This window comes from Methanoculleus sp., assembly GCF_030019085.1.
In the GTDB taxonomy this organism is placed as follows: Archaea; Halobacteriota; Methanomicrobia; order Methanomicrobiales; family Methanoculleaceae; genus Methanoculleus.
This window is the reverse complement of record NZ_JASEFJ010000003.1, coordinates 71,089-87,606: the sequence shown is the minus strand read 5'-3', so window position 1 is coordinate 87,606 and position 16,518 is coordinate 71,089. Positions and strand designations below refer to the sequence as shown.

20 protein-coding genes are annotated in these 16,518 nt (G+C 52.9%); 6 read left to right on the top strand and 14 right to left on the bottom strand.

Annotated elements, in window-relative coordinates:
• Positions 1 to 703: 703 nt before the first annotated feature.
• The 9 genes from QMC91_RS02550 to QMC91_RS02510 form a co-directional block, all read right to left on the bottom strand.
• On the bottom strand, positions 704 to 1,147 hold the full coding sequence (locus tag QMC91_RS02550; protein WP_300234894.1) for a hypothetical protein: 444 nt from the start codon (positions 1,145 to 1,147) through the stop codon (positions 704 to 706).
• A 471-nt stretch (positions 1,148 to 1,618) separates the two neighbouring features.
• Positions 1,619 to 1,894: a DNA-binding protein Alba gene (gene albA / locus QMC91_RS02545; RefSeq protein ID WP_300234892.1), complete on the bottom strand. Its 276-nt coding sequence runs from the start codon at positions 1,892 to 1,894 to the stop codon at positions 1,619 to 1,621.
• 13 nt (positions 1,895 to 1,907) lie between these two features.
• The gene (gene asd, locus QMC91_RS02540; RefSeq protein ID WP_300234889.1) at positions 1,908 to 2,924 is read right to left on the bottom strand and encodes an aspartate-semialdehyde dehydrogenase; all 1,017 of its coding nucleotides are present in this window, start codon (positions 2,922 to 2,924) and stop codon (positions 1,908 to 1,910) included.
• Positions 2,925 to 2,969: 45 nt separating this feature from the next.
• Positions 2,970 to 3,143, bottom strand: coding sequence for a 4Fe-4S binding protein (locus tag QMC91_RS02535; RefSeq protein WP_214023117.1), 174 nt, complete (start codon positions 3,141 to 3,143; stop codon positions 2,970 to 2,972).
• Positions 3,144 to 3,205: 62 nt separating this feature from the next.
• Entirely contained in the window at positions 3,206 to 3,967 is a 762-nt protein-coding gene (dapB, locus tag QMC91_RS02530; protein WP_300234882.1) for a 4-hydroxy-tetrahydrodipicolinate reductase, read from the bottom strand.
• Positions 3,957 to 4,835 (bottom strand): 4-hydroxy-tetrahydrodipicolinate synthase, encoded by an 879-nt coding sequence (gene dapA / locus QMC91_RS02525; RefSeq protein WP_300234879.1) that lies wholly within the window; start codon positions 4,833 to 4,835, stop codon positions 3,957 to 3,959. The genes dapB and dapA overlap by 11 nt, the downstream gene beginning before the upstream one ends.
• Positions 4,836 to 4,844: 9 nt before the next feature.
• Positions 4,845 to 5,033, bottom strand: a complete 189-nt coding sequence (locus tag QMC91_RS02520; protein WP_300234876.1) for a 30S ribosomal protein S17e — start codon at positions 5,031 to 5,033, stop codon at positions 4,845 to 4,847.
• A 12-nt stretch (positions 5,034 to 5,045) separates the two neighbouring features.
• Positions 5,046 to 5,597 carry a thiamine-phosphate synthase family protein gene (locus tag QMC91_RS02515; RefSeq protein ID WP_300234872.1) on the bottom strand — a complete coding sequence of 184 codons (552 nt, stop codon included), beginning with the start codon at positions 5,595 to 5,597 and terminating at the stop codon, positions 5,046 to 5,048.
• A 37-nt stretch (positions 5,598 to 5,634) separates the two neighbouring features.
• The gene (locus QMC91_RS02510; RefSeq protein WP_300234869.1) at positions 5,635 to 6,228 is read right to left on the bottom strand and encodes an HD domain-containing protein; all 594 of its coding nucleotides are present in this window, start codon (positions 6,226 to 6,228) and stop codon (positions 5,635 to 5,637) included.
• A gap of 47 nt (positions 6,229 to 6,275) precedes the next feature.
• On the opposite strand from QMC91_RS02510, the gene QMC91_RS02505 reads away from it, so the two are divergent.
• Positions 6,276 to 6,458, top strand: coding sequence for a hypothetical protein (locus QMC91_RS02505; protein ID WP_300234866.1), 183 nt, complete (start codon positions 6,276 to 6,278; stop codon positions 6,456 to 6,458).
• Between the two features lie 56 nt (positions 6,459 to 6,514).
• Here QMC91_RS02505 and priL read toward each other — a convergent pair whose 3' ends face one another.
• On the bottom strand, positions 6,515 to 7,519 hold the full coding sequence (priL, locus tag QMC91_RS02500) for a DNA primase regulatory subunit PriL (protein ID WP_300234863.1): 1,005 nt from the start codon (positions 7,517 to 7,519) through the stop codon (positions 6,515 to 6,517).
• A complete protein-coding gene (locus QMC91_RS02495; RefSeq protein WP_300234860.1) occupies positions 7,519 to 8,262 on the bottom strand; it encodes a DNA polymerase sliding clamp in 744 nt (247 codons plus the stop codon). Before QMC91_RS02495 ends, priL begins: the two co-directional genes overlap by 1 nt.
• 596 nt (positions 8,263 to 8,858) lie before the next feature.
• Here QMC91_RS02495 and QMC91_RS02490 point away from each other — a divergent pair.
• The 4 genes from QMC91_RS02490 (at position 8,859) to QMC91_RS02475 (ending at position 12,127) form a co-directional block, all read left to right on the top strand.
• Positions 8,859 to 9,470, top strand: coding sequence for an RlmE family RNA methyltransferase (locus QMC91_RS02490; protein ID WP_300234858.1), 612 nt, complete (start codon positions 8,859 to 8,861; stop codon positions 9,468 to 9,470).
• Positions 9,451 to 10,326, top strand: coding sequence for a GTP 3',8-cyclase MoaA (moaA, locus tag QMC91_RS02485; RefSeq protein ID WP_300234855.1), 876 nt, complete (start codon positions 9,451 to 9,453; stop codon positions 10,324 to 10,326). Before QMC91_RS02490 ends, moaA begins: the two co-directional genes overlap by 20 nt.
• Before the next feature lie 112 nt (positions 10,327 to 10,438).
• A complete protein-coding gene (locus tag QMC91_RS02480) occupies positions 10,439 to 10,948 on the top strand; it encodes a hypothetical protein (RefSeq protein ID WP_300234853.1) in 510 nt (169 codons plus the stop codon).
• Between the two features lie 12 nt (positions 10,949 to 10,960).
• Positions 10,961 to 12,127: a M20 family metallopeptidase gene (locus QMC91_RS02475; RefSeq protein WP_300234850.1), complete on the top strand. Its 1,167-nt coding sequence runs from the start codon at positions 10,961 to 10,963 to the stop codon at positions 12,125 to 12,127.
• 205 nt (positions 12,128 to 12,332) lie between these two features.
• Here the strand turns inward: QMC91_RS02475 and QMC91_RS02470 are convergent, their stop codons facing one another.
• A complete protein-coding gene (locus QMC91_RS02470) occupies positions 12,333 to 13,658 on the bottom strand; it encodes a hypothetical protein (RefSeq protein ID WP_300234846.1) in 1,326 nt (441 codons plus the stop codon).
• A 299-nt stretch (positions 13,659 to 13,957) separates the two neighbouring features.
• Between QMC91_RS02470 and QMC91_RS02465 the strand changes: the two genes are divergently transcribed.
• A complete protein-coding gene (locus QMC91_RS02465; protein ID WP_300234843.1) occupies positions 13,958 to 14,956 on the top strand; it encodes a lysylphosphatidylglycerol synthase transmembrane domain-containing protein in 999 nt (332 codons plus the stop codon).
• A 40-nt stretch (positions 14,957 to 14,996) separates the two neighbouring features.
• On the opposite strand, the gene QMC91_RS02460 is transcribed toward QMC91_RS02465, so the two are convergent.
• Together QMC91_RS02460 and QMC91_RS02455 are read right to left on the bottom strand one after the other, a co-directional pair.
• Positions 14,997 to 15,704, bottom strand: a complete 708-nt coding sequence (locus QMC91_RS02460; protein WP_300234840.1) for a class I SAM-dependent methyltransferase — start codon at positions 15,702 to 15,704, stop codon at positions 14,997 to 14,999.
• A 10-nt stretch (positions 15,705 to 15,714) separates the two neighbouring features.
• Entirely contained in the window at positions 15,715 to 16,452 is a 738-nt protein-coding gene (locus QMC91_RS02455; protein WP_300234837.1) for a glycosyltransferase, read from the bottom strand.
• Between the last annotated feature and the right edge of the window lie 66 nt (positions 16,453 to 16,518).

The following is a 16,518-nucleotide window of genomic DNA, read 5'->3' as shown; positions in this document are numbered from 1 at the left end:
TACATCTCAGGTCGAACCACCTTCGCTGACCGCCACCCCTTCGGGGGGGGGGGCGGGCAGTGAACGGCGATAGCAGGAAAGGCCGTGCCAGGGAGGGTTTCACCCAGATGCTGGAGAGGCCCACCCTTACACTGTATCCATGGAGTATCGCCCTTTTGGGGAGGGGCTGACGGGGAGAGGGGACGGGACACGTCCCCTTCCCCTGTCTTGACGTGTCACCGGGAAAGTATTCACTGACTACCCCCACCACCCTGGAAGGCCACGCATGGGTCTTCTCCCGAGTCTCTCCCCGTGTTTCTGGCTTTAACCTATCAGTATCTAATATCAGGCCACAGAGCGAGTGTAATTTTACAAGGAGAGCGATCTTTGAGCCTTGAAGTGCGGATCTAACGGCAACTAAGGCTGAAGATCCAGGTAGTTCTGGAGGGAGTTACTTGCTCATTTGTCCGGGATTTACGGCACGATAAAACCTCAAAGACAGGATATGAGAAGGAGATAGAGGCCGGTTTGATTCTAGAGGGGGGTTCAGGGCCTGAACCGATCGATACCTGCCTTACTGAGATCTGGGCCATCATGCCTCAATCTCCCGGTATGGTGGGTGTGGTATGGTAAAGGGTTGAGTTTTGCCGTCACCCTGATGATAACTCAGTGGAATGCGGTATAAAGTAGTATAAGCACTTGATATCTGATCGATCCGTGGAACTTACGCAAAATAGCCAAATCCGCCAGGAATCTCGCTGATGTTTTCATACTGCCTGACGCTCTGCGGTGTTATGATGGTAAGAGAGGGCACGACCACTCCAAAACTGTGCTCCGGGAACCAGTATGTCCCATCTCCGTAATCATTTGATACGCCATTCACGCGGATCTCCGCATGATCAAGACCTAGATACTGAACGCTCACACTGTCAAAGTTCAGTATGTTAAGGACCTTCTGTTCCAGGTCAGACTTCCCAAGTAGGAGGACAAGAAAGCCGATACTATTATCTACCGTGTAGTTCATGCTAACAACGGCATCTGCCTTCTCCAGCCGAATGGTGATGTCTTGAACCGTTATGTAACTGTAGCGTCCCTCGTCTGCTGCCATCGAGGGGGTGATGAGGGCAAGCACCAGCATCAAGACTACGCCTACGGCCACATACTTCATTGTATAGTTGTCTATATGGTGTTTCTTAAATCCTTTATGGTCGAAGCCTGCCAGGGCACCCCTATCCCAGATCGACGGCCAGCGGGGCTGATGGCAGAGAATCCTCAGCCAGCAGTGATTTCTCCAGGTCCTGCTGCTGTGTATTTATGCGGTTTCAGCTTTCCGGATGGATCCAACCGATATCAAGTGCCCCGGAAAGAGCCTGGTTCGATCCTTGCCCACCCCAAAGAGAGAATGAAACTTTGGGGTAATTCCTCAAACTCTGGCGATTCTCTCATGATCCGCCACCACAGGTCTGTTAGCCTGACCTGGTTCACGGTGAAACATTGGCAGATGGGCATGCTGGCCCAAGCCCGCAAGAATCAGGGATGTTACTTGTTCACCTTCTCAACCACAACCAGGTTCCCGACGGATCTAACCTCAGTCTGCATACCATACGTCGATGGCGTGCAAAAAAAATGTTTCCGGGACTCACTTCTGCTGAGCGAGGATTATCTCGATGCTGGAGACATTTGTCTTGCCGGTATCGGTGTCGATCATCTCGGTCGATGTAAGGATCTCTTTCTTGACCACGTTTGCAAGGAACCGGTTGAGCGCAATCTCCGCTGTATCGACGGCGCGTGATATAGCCTTTCCGCGAGCCTTAATAGCAACTTCTTCCGCACCATTGTTGAACTGGGTGACCACAGCAAGCACGTAGTTCATGACCGGTTTGTTTCCAACGAATACTGTGTTGTCTTTTATCATTGAGCACACCTCATCAAAGGTAATTCCTTGAATGTATCAACTCTGCGTTGAGGACGGATGCGCCTGCAGCCCCACGGATGGTGTTGTGGCCGTGCGCCACAAAACGCAACCCTTCGCGAACCCTACCAACGGAGACTGTCATACCTCGCCCACGGTTGCGATCAAGTCGTGGTTGTGGACGGTCAGGCTGATCGAGAAGTTCGATCGTCTTTGCTGGCTGTAGCGGCAGGTCACTAAAGGGTGGCTTGAATGTTGCATAGGCTTTCTTCACCTCAGCAACAGGTTCATTGATGTCGACCCAGACAGCCATCGTGTGGCCATCGATCACAGGAACCCTGTGGCAACTGGCACTCACCCTGAAAGGAGCCGGTTTGACCTCGGCGCCATCGAACGTACCCATGATCTTCAACGTCTCGGTTTCCATCTTCTCCTCTTCAGAACCGATGTATGGGACAACGTTGTCATAGATCTCCATGGCAGGGATGCCGGCAAACCCGGCTCCCGAGATAGCCTGCATGGTCGCCACACGCACATCATGAAACTCGAACGCCCTCAGGGGTGCAAGAGCCAGCACAAGGATAATCGTCGAGCAGTTCGGATTGGTCACAATAAATCCATCACGCCCCCGATCGCGCTGAAGATCGATCAGCCCAAGATGGTCCGGGTTGACCTCCGGTATCACCAGTGGGACATCGGGATCCATTCGATGTGATCTGGCATTGCTGCAGACAGCGATACCGGCGTCGGCGATCTCGGTCTCGAGCTGTGTCGCCACCTCTGGCGGCAGCGCTGAGAAGACAAGATCACAGTCTTTCAGGCTCTCGACGGTTGTTGGAGTGACGATGATATCGCTGACTTTATCCGGGTACGGCGCATCAAGCCTCCAGTTGACCACCTTGCCATAAGGTTTTCCCGCACTCCGTTCGGATGCTGTAAGGGTCTGAAGGTTAAACCAGGGATGATCCGCCAGCAACTGAACGAAACGCTGTCCTACTGCCCCTGTGGCACCAAGCACTCCTACATTAATCATGGATAGGAGTATCTCTTGTGCAGGTGGTATTAAAAGAGTTGGTTTTTATTCCATGGAGATCGCTTCGGACGGACACTCGTCGATGCAGGTCTCACACTCAACACAGAGATCCGGATCGACTTTTGCCTTCCCGTCTACCATGGTTATGGCAGCAGAAGGACAGACATCCACACAGGTCTCACAGGCGGTGCACTTCTCGGTATCAACTACTGCTGGCAATTTTGTTCCTCCAAATGTACTTAATTTTTACGATGCCACCCAAAATAAACTTCACTCACCAGTCACAACCCAAGGACATCCTGCATGGTGTAGATGCGCGGTTCCCTGCCGACGATCCAGCGTGCTGCTCGGAGGGCGCCCTGTGCGAATACCGCACGATCGTATGCCCTGTGTGAGACTTCGATACACTCAAAGTTGCCTGCGAAGAGAACGGAATGGTCGCCGACTATATCCCCGCCACGGATCACATGAACGCCGATCTCATCTTTTCGCTCGGTTGCACCGACGCGACCGTAGACCTTCTCGCGTTCCCCGAGTTCGTGGTCCAGGATCTCGAGGATAGTCTTGGCTGTACCACTCGGTGCGTCCTTCTTGTAGCGGTGATGTGCCTCCGTGACCTCGATATCGTAATCACCCAGCTGTCGGGCGGCTTCCCCCACAAGTTTCCAGAAGATGTTGACACCGACCGAGAAGTTGCTCGATATCACCGCCGGGACGCTTCCTTCGACGGCGCTCTCGATCTCCTTCCGCTGGACGGGCGAGAAACCTGTCGTCCCAACTACCAGTGCCACATTGTTTCTTGCTGCCGCTTTGATGTTCTCAACCGCAGCAGCCGCAACGGAGAAGTCGATGAGAACGTCGGGCTTCTTCTCCTTGAGGAACGCATCAATCTCCGTTGCCGGGACAACCTCTGTCCCGAAAAGGTTTCCCTTCTTGACATCTATCCCGCCGACCAGAGCGAGGTCTTGGGCCTCGTTGACTATCCGACCGACAGTGCCGCCCATGCGCCCGAGTGCGCCGGATATAGCCACCTTAATGACCATAGGCTGCAAGCACCCCCTTCAGGAGTTCCGTCCTGGGCGCATCCAGGTCATCCAGTGGTAGTCGAAGGGGTCCTCCAGCCATCCCGAGGAGTTCCACAGCCTTTTTTACCGGGATTGGGTTTGTGTCGATGAACATTGCGCGCATGAGTGGTGAGAGGTTGTAGTGCAGGTCCTGCGCGCGGGCAAGGTCACCGGCGCTGAACGACTCGTACATCTCCACCATCAGCCCGGGTTCAACGTTCGCGACGACTGATATCACACCTGCACCTCCAAGGGCAAGGATTGGGAGGGTCATTGCATCATCTCCTGAGAGAACACTGAAGTCATCGTCCTGTGTCTCTTCGATGATGCGGGAGATCTGGGTGATATCCCCACTTGCCTCTTTGATCCCGACGATGTTTGGATGTTCTGCAAGCTCTGCTACAAGGTCTGGTTGAAGGTTCTGCGCTGTCCGGCCCGGAACGTTGTACATGACGACCGGTAGATCGATGTCAGCGAGTTTTGTGAAATGCTTGATCAGCCCTGAACGGTTTGGCTTGTTGTAATAGGGGCTGATTATAAGCGCGCCATCTGCGCCGACGTCATTTGCTGACCTGGTCAGGCGTATGGCCTCAGCCGTGCTGTTAGATCCTGTTCCCGCAAGCACGGGCACCCTGCCGTCAACAACCTCAACCGTCTTTGCGATAACAGTCTCGTGCTCCTCGAACGTGAGTGTTGCTGACTCGCCGGTTGAACCACAGGGCACTATGCCGTGGACGCCACGTTGCAGAAGCGACTCTATGTTGGACTCAAGCCCCTCAAGATCGAGACTCATATTTGAGTCACGGAAAAATGGGGTTATGATTGCCGGAAGGACTCCCTCAAACATGTGTGAGATTTACCGCTTCCTTCTATTTATTTTTCGTGTGATGTACCCGGCAACCTGGTTCCTGACCCTCTTGCTCTCGATCACGGCAACCCCTGCTACAGCCTGCTTATTCTCTTCAAAATCCTTGCTGAACCTTCCCTGGTGCTTGACGAGGAGTTCTTCGCCGAGGTTCTTGATATATGACGGTTTTATACCCATATGGATCTCCCTTTATAATTGTGCATATTTTATGCGATTCGACAGTTTAAGAATATTTTGTGCTACCGCGACCGGATCCTCTCCTAGTAGCCTGATCATTGGCTCTTTCCCGACGGCCCCGCGGTCATATATGACATCAGGTACACCCTCCCTGCAGCAGGAGGCTACACCCCAGTCCATCGTCTGAACGCCAGGTGGTTCCTTCCCCCGCTCAAAAGAGCAGACCTCTAAGAGAAGTGTATCGAGTATGGAAAGAATATCCTCCGAGAAACGGATGTTTGTCGCGCTACGTATACTCGGATCGAAGCGCATGGCAGTCAGGACAACCCTTGCCATATGGTCGCTTGCGCCGAACGCGATCTCCCCGACGGGGTGAACATGGTCACCAAGCCTGACGATTCGTCCCATAACACCTGCCACATCCTCTCTGCTCCGCGCATCTGGCAGGGCGTAGACTATATTCATCCCAACCTCGGGGATGAGTCGCGCGTCCATATGCTCGACGAGCAACTGTACAGATTCCCTCAGCACCCCGATGATCCTTTCGCGATCTTCCTGTGTCATATCGAGATCACCTGTATGAATCTTACCTCGACTGCATTCATGCAAGCCCGAGATCCGCACGCGCCTCCTTGAGCCCCTCGATCGCTAGGAGATAGAAGGTCTCAATGTCTATGAGCGACTCGATCAGCAGGATCCGTTCGCGCTCGCAACCGGCGGCAAAAGACTTTTCTTTGAACTTCTTCTTAACGGTTCTCGGTGTGACATCGTCGATCGCCCCGCCCTTTACAAGGGCGCAGGCAATGATGAGGCCCGAAACACTATCAGCAGCCTGGAGCGCAACCTCGACAGGGCGCTCGTAACCTGATGTGAGTATGTGGTTGTGGCGCCTTACAATCTCCGCTATGTCCTCCGGGACGCCGTTCTCGATCAGGATCCGGTGACCTTCGATACCATGGCGGTCCATCTTCCCACCAACAAGATCGTAGTCGATGTCATGCAGGAGACCGATGATCTCCCACGTATCCGCATCTTCACCGAGGTACCCCGCGACCTTCTTCATGATGGCCGCTGTGGCGTGACTGTGCACGATGTGCGACTGCGACGTCACGTAGCGCTGAAGCAGGTCAATGGCCTCCTCTCTCTCCATGCGTGAGAAGTTGTCGGTCGCCCTGGATAAGGATGTGGGTCGCATCCAGCCGCAGGGATAGAGATATACATGCATCTGTTCCACATCAATACATGAATATACGGGTTCTTGAAGTGCTGGCGGCATTGGTGTGCTTTGTGATCTTTGTCCTGCTGCTGGTAATGCTACCCGATCTTATGGCGGGGATGGAGGGGCTTGCCTACGTTGCTGCGCTGGTGGTCTTCATAAGTTCACTCGGTATAGCAGGTTACCTGATCGACCGAATGATCGTGTGAACAACGCCGCGCCTCGCGGGCGGTGCTTCCTGCTCCACCCCCTTCACCCCCGCATGTTAAAACTGTTTTTTTGCACCACTCTTCTTGAGTCGGTAGTAACTTAAGGGGTGGCTGACCCGCTCGCAGTCCTTATCCCGGTTGACACAAAGGCCGAAGGTGCGCATCGTGGCGCAGGATGGCGGGGTGTACTCGGTACCGCCACGGCCGGAGATGTGCTCTACCTGGTACATGGTCATATCCGGGTCAAAGTCGGGTGCCTGCGCGAAAATTTCCGCTATCTGGGCTATGTTCATACCGATAGTGTGGAGGAACGATGTAATGGCAAACCGTCCCATGTGCGTCAGGTTAGTTCCTGCTGTGAGCGCCTGGAGGAGAGTGCCAATGCATGGCGGAAACGCCTCCTCCTGGATCTCCCCGAACTCTTCGAGTATCTGTTGCTGTTGGAGTGCGGTGATCTCGCCAGCCACCGCCGCCAGGGTTTCGCATATCCCGGCAGGTATCCTGAGCGGGAGGTTATCGGCGACGATCGCCCGGATCCGTTCCCTGATCAGTTCGTCGATCTCGCCAGGCTCTATACCTACAAACCCCCGTTGGACATCCCTGTTGACGAGCCTCCAGCGCTTATCCCGCAGACGGGCGGTCAGTCCCACGTAGTCGGTGACCGGCATGCTTCTGGCGTCGGGGTCGATCTGTAGCCGCAGGGCAACGAAACGACGCACCTCCGCTTCTTCGGATGCCAGGAAGAATGATGACCGGTCAGCTTCGTAGCGTGCAAGGCGGTCGATAAGCGATCGGTCGCCTATGCACGAGACAATTATACGGGCAAGGGCATAACTTGCGATCTCGAGTTCCGGGCTGAGGCTCCGTGCGGCGTCATCCTGAAACTCTCGCCCGAACCTTAGCGCAGTGATGATCCGTTCCTTCGCTCTTTCAAGTGCCACAGCACCCGCACTGCTTGCGAGGAACGCCTCAAGTGATTCAACGTGCTGCCGGGCCAACTGCTGTGATTCTTTTAAAAATGGATATTTGGTTAGTTCTTTTCGATCGAGTAGAATATCCATCAATCGGCCTCGACCCTGGGGGCAAGGAGGTACTCGACACGGCCGCTACCGTCCGCGATCTCAAAGACAAACCGGACGGGGTGATTGATGCCCAGGTGGATCTCGACCTCCTCTGCGCGCGCCATAACCCTGCCCATATCCTTTAAATAATCGATCGAGAAGAGGGAGCGGGATCTGACCGGGTTTAAGGCGATTAACTCATCCTCGCTGAGCGCAAGTTTGATGTGGTCGGTGTCCCCCTCGGCTTCCATGTAGAAGGTCATGGATTCGGGGTCGATCCCGAGCGCGATCTTGTCGGAGATGACGCTTGCGGCCTTGATGGCATTGTTGAGCGTCTCTCCAGGGATCACGACCCTCCCCGGGAGTTCGACCGCCGGAGAGTTTGGGTCTTTCCGGAGGGTGTTGATATCCAGAAGTGTGAGAGAGTATCGGTAACCGCCGAAGATAAGTTCCAGTTTCCTATCGTCGTCACGCGATTGGAGGGTCAGCGCATCGCCCTTACCAACCATCGCCAGGATGTTCTTCAACTTCGCGACATCCAGGCCAAGTTCCCCGCCTGTCGCTGAGAACGATGCGAATGCGGTGCTCTGGAGTTCCATGGAGATCATGGCCACGTTTGCGGTATCGACGGAGCGCGTCCAGATCCTGTCTTCTTCCGTGTGCAACCGGCACTCTGTCACCAGCGCGGCGATAGCGTCGATAGACTCCCGGAATATTTCTGCATCAATCGTTGCCTTTAACATTATGACCCCTTACAACACTCGTTGAGAGTATATAGTCTCCTTTACTCATAATAGTCCTTTACGATCAAAATCTGTGTGGGGCCCAGGACATGGGCGTCAGCGAGACTTTCGTGATCCGATACCTGGCCCGTGATCCAGCGATTCTGATCAACAAATCCGCCACTTTTTCCCGGCAGTATTCGCGAGAAACATCAACTCGCCCCTGGCAAACATTTCGCCGGCCAACCCCTCCTCCTGGGTGGCAGTGAGTGGCGATTGGTGGTTGGAAGCCACATCGGGGGTGCAAAACGGGATTTCATGGCAAAGTTACAGTAAATATTGAAGATCACAAGCCTCCTCACACCCCCGGTCTCTATGGAGAGTCGCAGATAAGAAGAGGGATAGATAAAAGGGCGGTCTGAGGCGAGACATGTTCCACAAACCCCCCCGGGGGAGGGGTTTATCAACCCAGGGGGCATTGTATTCGATGGGCTCCACACTCCGTAATTCTATTACCGCATCATTCATAGTTAACTGCACCAAACATTATACATAATCTCCTTGATGATGCACACGGTGCAATCAACCGACCGTCGTAATCAGGTGGGGGTCTATCAATGGGTTCACAGTGGACGAAGGACAGCGTCTATCGCAAGGCTATGCAGTCAGGCTACAGGGCTCGGGCCGCCTACAAACTGCTGGAGATCCAGCAGCGCAATGGTGTTATCAGGGTCGATGATAACGTTGTTGACCTGGGGGCGGCGCCTGGAAGCTGGTTGCAGGTGCTTCGCGATCTGACCGACGGCAGGATAATAGGCGTTGATCTAAACCCCATCGCACCCATGGAGGGTGTCATCACCATCGTCGGCGACTTCACCGATCCTCTTGTTCAGGAGCGTATCCGGCAAGAATCAGGTGGAATGGTCAATGTTGTGGTCTCTGACGCATCGCCAAAACTCTCTGGCCAGAAGAGTTATGATCAGGCGCGTGCGGTTGGGCTTGGTGAAGATGCACTTGCGTTCGCCTGCACAATCTTGAAGCCCGGTGGAAATCTGGTTTTGAAGTCGTTCCAGGGAGAACTATTCGGAGATCTGGTGGCCAAAGTCAGGAAGCATTTCTATTCCGTAAGGAGTTACAGGACGAAAGCATCACGGAAGGGGAGTGCTGAGACCTATATCATTGCAAAGAACTTCAAAGGAACATGCGACGATGCTGAAAGACCCTTATAACCGAACCGTGACCAACCTCCGGATCAGCCTTACATCGCGGTGTAATCTGCGGTGCATCTACTGCCATGCCGAAGGCGAGGTAAACCCGAAGGAGCAGATGAGCGCAGACGAGATTGCTGAACTGATGAAGGTTGGTGCGCAGTTCGGCATCAGGAGTGTCAAGTTCACCGGGGGAGAACCTCTCCTGCGCCAGGATCTTGTCGATATCATCCGTTCGGTGCCGCCGGATATCGAGTCATCCCTGACAACTAATGGGACGCTGCTTGCTTCAAAGGCCGCGGATCTCAAGGAGGCCGGGCTTGCACGGGTGAACGTCAGTCTGGATACGCTCCGGCCCGACCGCTACCGTCAGATCACGGGGAAGGATTGCCTGAACGACGCCCTGGAAGGGATCTATGCGGCGATCCATGTTGGGCTGACCCCGGTCAAGATCAACATGGTCCTGCTTGACGGGATCAACGAGGATGAGTTAGACGACTTTATGGCGTTTGTCCGCGGAAAACATGATCTGGTCCTGCAGGTTATTGAACTGATGGAGTTCAACGAGTGCAGGTTCCACGGGGATGTCGACAGCATCGAACAGGAGTTAAACGAGCGGGCAACACGGGTCGTCACCAGGAGGATGCACCACCGGAAGAAATACTGTCTCGACGGCGCCGAGGTCGAGGTGGTCAGGCCCCTCCATAACACAGAGTTCTGCGCCTTCTGTAACAGGCTGCGGGTGACCTCTGATGGCAACCTCAAGCCCTGCCTCCTCCGGACGGATAACCTGGTCGATATTCGGGGCAAGCACGGCAAGGAACTTGAAGATGCCTTTCGTGAAGCGGTCAGTCGCCGCAGGCCATATTTCACGTAGGTGCGATATACCATGTCCAGGCAGATGCGTGGCGTCGTTGCCCTTAATCCACCCTGCTCTTTGCTGCATCAAAGGAATATTATTTGAACCACGCTCGCCAACAGGAGAACGTATGCTGGAAATGAACGAGTATGCCCGCGTAACGCAGAGACTCTACAACAAATCGTTGATCCTGGAGAGCCCCAGCGATTTTCATCCGGTTCTGTACTTCTATTTTACCGATGCCCTCGCTCACATCGACTTCACTGCAACAATTCTCGCTTACAACCCGATGTCGCCAAGGAACATCATGAGCATGGAATACATGCGGTGGCGTCTGGACCAGGAGAGGGTCGGTGACCGGGTACATTTCCCGGGTTTCATCAACTGGCTTAAGGCCGAGCATCCCGAGATCTACGAAGAGCTCCCGATGCTCTGGACAGGCATCTATGATACGGATGATCCTGCCCAGTACAGGAGCTTCCGGATCGTGCTTAACCCCGATGAGAGAGGGCCGATTCAGGCTGAGTATCTCTCGATGTTTATCGACGAATTCTTCGAACCGGCGTTTATCAAACAGCTCTATAAGAACTCGTCGCTGGCGAGGCTCTTCGACGAATATGCGGCAGCCAGGTCAGTGTAAGGGGAGCACTGCATGGATGTCGCCCAACTCGCCTCATCGCTGATCCGCATCCGGAGCGAGAACCCGCCGGGGAACACAACCGAGATCGTCGCATTTATTGGGGATTTCCTTGATTCGCTCGGAGTGAAGAGTCGCATTGTCTCCAACCCTGATGGTCGCGACAACCTGGTCACTACTGAACCCGATCCAGAACTCCTCCTCTGCGGTCACGTAGATGTGGTTCCGGCCATCCCGGATGAGTGGATCTACGATCCTTTCAGTGGCACGAACGCCGGTGGCTATGTCTGGGGGAGGGGCGCCACTGATATGAAGGGGGGATGTGCCGCACTCCTCGTCGCCTGCCGGGATCTTATCGAGAGCGGGCTGGAGCCAAAGGTCCAGTTTGCCTTTGTCTGCGATGAGGAGACCGGCGGCGAGCACGGTATCCGGTCGCTGCTTGCGCAGGGTCTGCTCAAGCCCCGTGAATGTCTGATCGCAGAACCGACACCACATACCAGCCCGGCGGTCGGTCAGAAAGGCCTCTACCGGCTTGATATCTCGTTTCGTGGCACACCCGGTCACAGTTCTCTTTACCCTCTTGTCGGGAAGAGTGCCGTTATGGCAGCGTTCGATCTACTTGCCTACATGCGGGAAGTTCACGCCCATCAGTTTCCGGTCGATGAAGACCTGCAGCCGCTTGTCGGGCAGTCAGCCCGCCTCTTTCGCGAGATCTTCGGAATCGAGGGAGGGGATAGCGTGCTGACACGGGTGATGTTCAACCCCGGGAGGATCGAGGGGGGTGAGAAAGCAAACATCGTGGCGGAGCAGTGCCGGATGGACCTCGATATCCGCGTGCCGTGGGGATGCCCTCTCGATGACCTCCGGCGCGGTATAGCCGACCATGCTCCCGATGCCGTGATACGCGAGGTAGACGTGGCGGAACCTACGTTTACGCCCCCCGACGCCAGGGTTGTCAGGACGGTCTGCGCCGAGGTGGAAAGAGTTTATGGGACGGTGGCGCCGTTCCTCCAGTGGGCTGCAAGCGACGCTAAGTACCTCAGGGATGAGGGGTTTGATGTCGTGGAGTACGGCCCGGGGGAGATCCCGACCCTGCATGCGGTGGACGAGCGAGTGTCCATAGAACAACTTGGGCGAGCGGTGGATATCTACCGTGGGGTCATCCGGGCATACTCGTGGTGAGGGGTTGACAGCGGTGCAGGTGGTTATTGGTGGTCAGAGTGGGGACTGCCAGGGGGAGCGCACACTGAATGTGCGTCATTCTGGCGAGTATATGATTGCCATAAATGGATCTTCCGATACATTTCAGTAACACTGCCTCATTCTTTTGGGTGATCACTCAAACACGACCTGCCATCTGTTGATCGTTTCTTCACCCTGTTTTGGACTATCTTGTAATCCCCCTGATCCTTGATATTACCTGTCTGACTGCAGATCTGGTGTCATCATAGAGGGTTGGATCTGACTTTAAGATAAGAAGGATCGATGCCAGATATACTGCAGCATGGACTATAAAGAACGCGAGCGAACCGTACCAGCCGACTGTCCCTATTTCATTAACGTAACCCCTGTTTACGTAAAGGACTCCCCAGGCAATCGGGAACTCGATGTAAACTACGGCCTGTAACAGGTAGAACATAAGAATGTTCCTGAGCGAATCGATCAGCAGCAGGGCGTAAAATGGTGTCAGCCAGACGAGATATTGTGGACTATGGAATTTTGTGCAGAAGATCACCATAAATAGTGTGACGGCGATGAGAACGAGCAGTCTTCGTGGATTCTCAACACCTTTGACCCATGATACGAGGATCAGCAGGAGGATTATCCCTATCATGAGAATATACATTACAAGTGAGATTACCCCCTCTGAAATTGGTATGTGCAGAACCACATTGATGAGATTATAAAGTGTATACGTCACGGTATTGGCATATACCCCAACACCCGTTCCAGTGGCAAAGAGGAACGGTCTATACCAGTCCTGAACAAGAAGGATCATGGGGATCAGGAAGATTGCGCCGCAGACAGCGACTACCTTCAGCACTGTAGTGATTTCTGTTTTTAGTGATGTTCTGCTGGCATTGAACGGTACAAGATACGGTATTGCAATGGCAGGGAACACCTTTGTGAAGAAACCAAGGATCGTTGAGATGTAACTCCTTGCCGGCATGCCATAAACTGCAGCGAACGTGCCGAGAACCAGCAGGAACGTGGGGAAAGAGTCATACTTTGTCAGGATGAAGTATGACGCCGCAAAAGCCGTTGCATAGAGGAGTGCGGCTCTGAAAGCGCGTTTACTGTCGAAGATGCGCAGTCCAATTAAGTACACGAGGAAAAGTGTGAGAATGTCAAAGAAGGCCATGAGCACCTGAAACCCTGCCACATATACGTTGGCGTCATTGGCAATCATGGCAGGAATGAGCGGTATCAGAACCGGGATCAGAAACATGAACGGGTATTCAACGGAAAAGTCAATGTAAGGCATCTGACCATTCAACACGTTCATTGCGTAGCCAAAATATACCGAGATGTCAAACAGATCAACGAACGAATGAAACACCGAGGTCGTAAGGAAAAGAACCATCAATTTTGTGAAGATTGAGACGCACCCAAGAAGGAAGAGATTGCGGATCAGATCAGAACGTTCGATATTGGGTATTGTCAGTCCGCAAACGGAGCAGGACGGAGCAGAGCGTTTCTTCCCTTTCCTCATGAGTTAATGTTTGTTTATGCACTATAAGAGAATGTCTCTTTGCATCAGGCAGGGCATTGGCCACCCCCTACCGAAGGGAGAGAGACAGAATTTATCTCCCTCCCAGGAGTTGCTGGATGCGCCACATCTCCTGCCATGACGGTAGCACCAGTCTTTGTCAACCTGCAGGGGGGTCTAAAATTACCCATCGGCTAAAATAATCTCCCCTCCCTTCAAAAATCGGATCTAACTTTATCTTCTGCGCATTTGCGCGACAGATCGACATCTTTAATCATTTCCAAAAGCAACAATTCTTTTAAATGCCTTCAAAACGGCCAATACGACTTATAGGTATCATCGGCATTGCTGTTTTCGTGGTGATCCTTGTCAACCTCGATACCCGGGCGATCCTCACCGCTCTGCTATCTGTCAATTATTGTTACCTGATCGCAGCTCTACTGGTCAATGGGTTGATCGTTGTCATTAAAGCAAAAAAGTGGAAAATCATCGTAGATTCCATTCGTTCGGGTTTCTCTCTGTGGCAAAGTGTCATTGGTTTTTTAGTTGGTTTCTCTCTCTCCACCCTGACGCCGGCAAAGGTAGGTGATGCCGCCAGGTTCCTGTATGCTCGAAATGAGTCCTGCACCACAGGGATGGCTCTCTCAACCGTTGTTATCGACAGGATAATCGATCTGGTTCTCCTCTTTGCATTCGGGATCATCGCTATGATCGCCTTCTCTATCATCAGAGGCGTGGAGATCCTATCCGGCGGTCTGTTGCTGGTTCTCGCAGGGGCTATAATCTTCGGGATATATACGATCTCTCGCAAAAATTACATGGAAAAAATCCTCAGGCCATTCTTCAGTGTCTTTGTCCCGACACGTTATCGTAACCAGGTTTCAGGCTACTTCAACGACTTCTATTCCGGGCTTGAACAATTTCTGGCTTCTCCCGGTAAGGTGATAAGATGTCTTGTGGCAGGGATCTCATCTTGGCTACTGGCGGTGGTCTATGCAGTTCTACTTGGAATGTCCATTGGCATCGATGTAGGATACTACATGTTCCTTGTGATCCCGATTATCAGCGTTGTGGATCTACTTCCGATCAGCATCTCAGGCATTGGAACAAGGGACGCCACGCTGCTCTATCTATTTGGAATTATCGGAATCGCTCCAGAGACGGTCGTTGCCTTTTCAATCCTGTACCTGGTCTTCAGTTACTGGTTTATCGCCCTTGTAGGATTGCTCTTCTGGTTCCTCTATCCCGTCCCGCTAGAGATGCTCAAAGAAGAAGCAACAGAAACGCAGAGCGACATCTGAGTGCTCATCCGGCCATGCCGTGAGCAGGGCTCATCACCTCTTACTCTTTGCAACCCACGATGCCCACCGCATAGCTGTAATACTCCTTGAATGGTAGGAACCTCTCGATCTTTGCGAATTTCCTTCGGATTGGAAGCGGAATGAACTCTTTCTCGTTCGTTGCAAGAACCGGTGTTGCCTGAAGTCCAAAACACCGTTTGACCTTTATTTCCGCCTCTCCAAACGTTCGTCTAAGTCGTCCTGGGGAGTAATCCTCCTCATATCCAAATTCAAACCTGTTAACCCGATAAGCAACCTCTTTTCCGAGTTTGTACCAGAGACAGAGGGTGTTTGGGACTATCACGATTATCTGTCCACCCCTTCGGGTGATTCTTGCCATCTCTGATAGCGCTCTAACGTTTGCGGGGTAGGGAAAGTGCTCGATCACGCCAGAGTTGTATACCAGGTCGCAGGTCTCGCTCCGGATAGGGATCTGGAAGATATCACCCTGTAGTGGGGTATCGCAGTTATGTTTTGCGATACTGAGGGCGTTTGCAGAGATATCAAGTCCGATGGTCCTGTGTCGGGGGGAGAAGATCAGGAGTGTCTGTCCTGTGCCGCATCCTGCTTCACAGACCGTTGAACCTGCCGGGAGACTCCGCTCAATATCTCTCATAAAATCGAGGTACCTGATACTATAGTCGCTTGTGATCTGGTTTTTGCTCCAGATCTTGTCCCAGAGTTCCGCGCCCTGTTCTATTTCAGTCATATGCTTCCTGTTACGAGCGCCATTGCCGGTGAAAGTACTTCGTCCGGACGATCTTTCTCATAATCTTCAGGTTGTTGAGAACCTCTCTGCGAATGTTGATCTTTGATTCGCCATACCGTCGTTTATGAAGTTCAACGGGGACTTCTATCACGCGGTAGCCGGAGATGAGGTACTTTGAGATAATTTCAGCGTTGATCTCGAAGTTTTCACTCTCCAGGTCCAGTTTTTTCAGTGTCTCTGCCCTATACAGTCGAAAGATCGGGCTTACGCAGGTGATGGGCTGGCGCAGCAACATACGATACATGAAATTGACACTTTTGCTTAAAAAAAGGCGCATTGGTGCTACCTCCTCCATGAGTCCACTCTGGAGATATGGTGAGCCGGCTACGCATTCTGGCTGTTCACGAAAGTATGCATCGAGGAGGGCCGGTATATCTTCCGGTCGGAAGGTGAGATCGGCGTCCATGGTTATGATAAGGTCGGCGGCGGTGTATGCGAATCCTGTCTTAAGCGCTGCACCCATCCCCCTGTTCTTTTCGTGACAAAGCACCATCACGTTCTGGCGATTCGCCGCGATCGAATTGATCTTTTCAAGGGTCCGGTCTTTACTGCCATCATCAACGAAAATAAAGTCGATGGATATATTGTATCTCTCTGCAATCTCGTCGACAATTGGGAAAAGTTCGAGTTCATAGTTGTCGACATTATCTTCTTCGTTATATAGGGGGACTACTATCGAGACCTGCATAACCGTTACTCTTAGCCTACCATATTTCACCGGAGAGTATATCATCGATCTGTTTTAATCCATCTT

Coding starts and splice junctions, on each gene's coding strand:
- QMC91_RS02550 (WP_300234894.1), bottom strand. CDS start 1,147: ATGAAGTATGTGGCCGTAGGCGTAGTCTTGATGCTGGTGCTTGCCCTC.
- albA (WP_300234892.1), bottom strand. CDS start 1,894: ATGATAAAAGACAACACAGTATTCGTTGGAAACAAACCGGTCATGAAC.
- asd (WP_300234889.1), bottom strand. CDS start 2,924: ATGATTAATGTAGGAGTGCTTGGTGCCACAGGGGCAGTAGGACAGCGT.
- dapB (WP_300234882.1), bottom strand. CDS start 3,967: ATGGTCATTAAGGTGGCTATATCCGGCGCACTCGGGCGCATGGGCGGC.
- dapA (WP_300234879.1), bottom strand. CDS start 4,835: ATGTTTGAGGGAGTCCTTCCGGCAATCATAACCCCATTTTTCCGTGAC.
- QMC91_RS02520 (WP_300234876.1), bottom strand. CDS start 5,033: ATGGGTATAAAACCGTCATATATCAAGAACCTCGGCGAAGAACTCCTC.
- QMC91_RS02515 (WP_300234872.1), bottom strand. CDS start 5,597: ATGACACAGGAAGATCGCGAAAGGATCATCGGGGTGCTGAGGGAATCT.
- QMC91_RS02510 (WP_300234869.1), bottom strand. CDS start 6,228: ATGCGACCCACATCCTTATCCAGGGCGACCGACAACTTCTCACGCATG.
- QMC91_RS02505 (WP_300234866.1), top strand. CDS start 6,276: ATGAATATACGGGTTCTTGAAGTGCTGGCGGCATTGGTGTGCTTTGTG.
- priL (WP_300234863.1), bottom strand. CDS start 7,519: ATGGATATTCTACTCGATCGAAAAGAACTAACCAAATATCCATTTTTA.
- QMC91_RS02495 (WP_300234860.1), bottom strand. CDS start 8,262: ATGTTAAAGGCAACGATTGATGCAGAAATATTCCGGGAGTCTATCGAC.
- QMC91_RS02490 (WP_300234858.1), top strand. CDS start 8,859: ATGGGTTCACAGTGGACGAAGGACAGCGTCTATCGCAAGGCTATGCAG.
- moaA (WP_300234855.1), top strand. CDS start 9,451: ATGCTGAAAGACCCTTATAACCGAACCGTGACCAACCTCCGGATCAGC.
- QMC91_RS02480 (WP_300234853.1), top strand. CDS start 10,439: ATGCTGGAAATGAACGAGTATGCCCGCGTAACGCAGAGACTCTACAAC.
- QMC91_RS02475 (WP_300234850.1), top strand. CDS start 10,961: ATGGATGTCGCCCAACTCGCCTCATCGCTGATCCGCATCCGGAGCGAG.
- QMC91_RS02470 (WP_300234846.1), bottom strand. CDS start 13,658: ATGAGGAAAGGGAAGAAACGCTCTGCTCCGTCCTGCTCCGTTTGCGGA.
- QMC91_RS02465 (WP_300234843.1), top strand. CDS start 13,958: ATGCCTTCAAAACGGCCAATACGACTTATAGGTATCATCGGCATTGCT.
- QMC91_RS02460 (WP_300234840.1), bottom strand. CDS start 15,704: ATGACTGAAATAGAACAGGGCGCGGAACTCTGGGACAAGATCTGGAGC.
- QMC91_RS02455 (WP_300234837.1), bottom strand. CDS start 16,452: ATGCAGGTCTCGATAGTAGTCCCCCTATATAACGAAGAAGATAATGTC.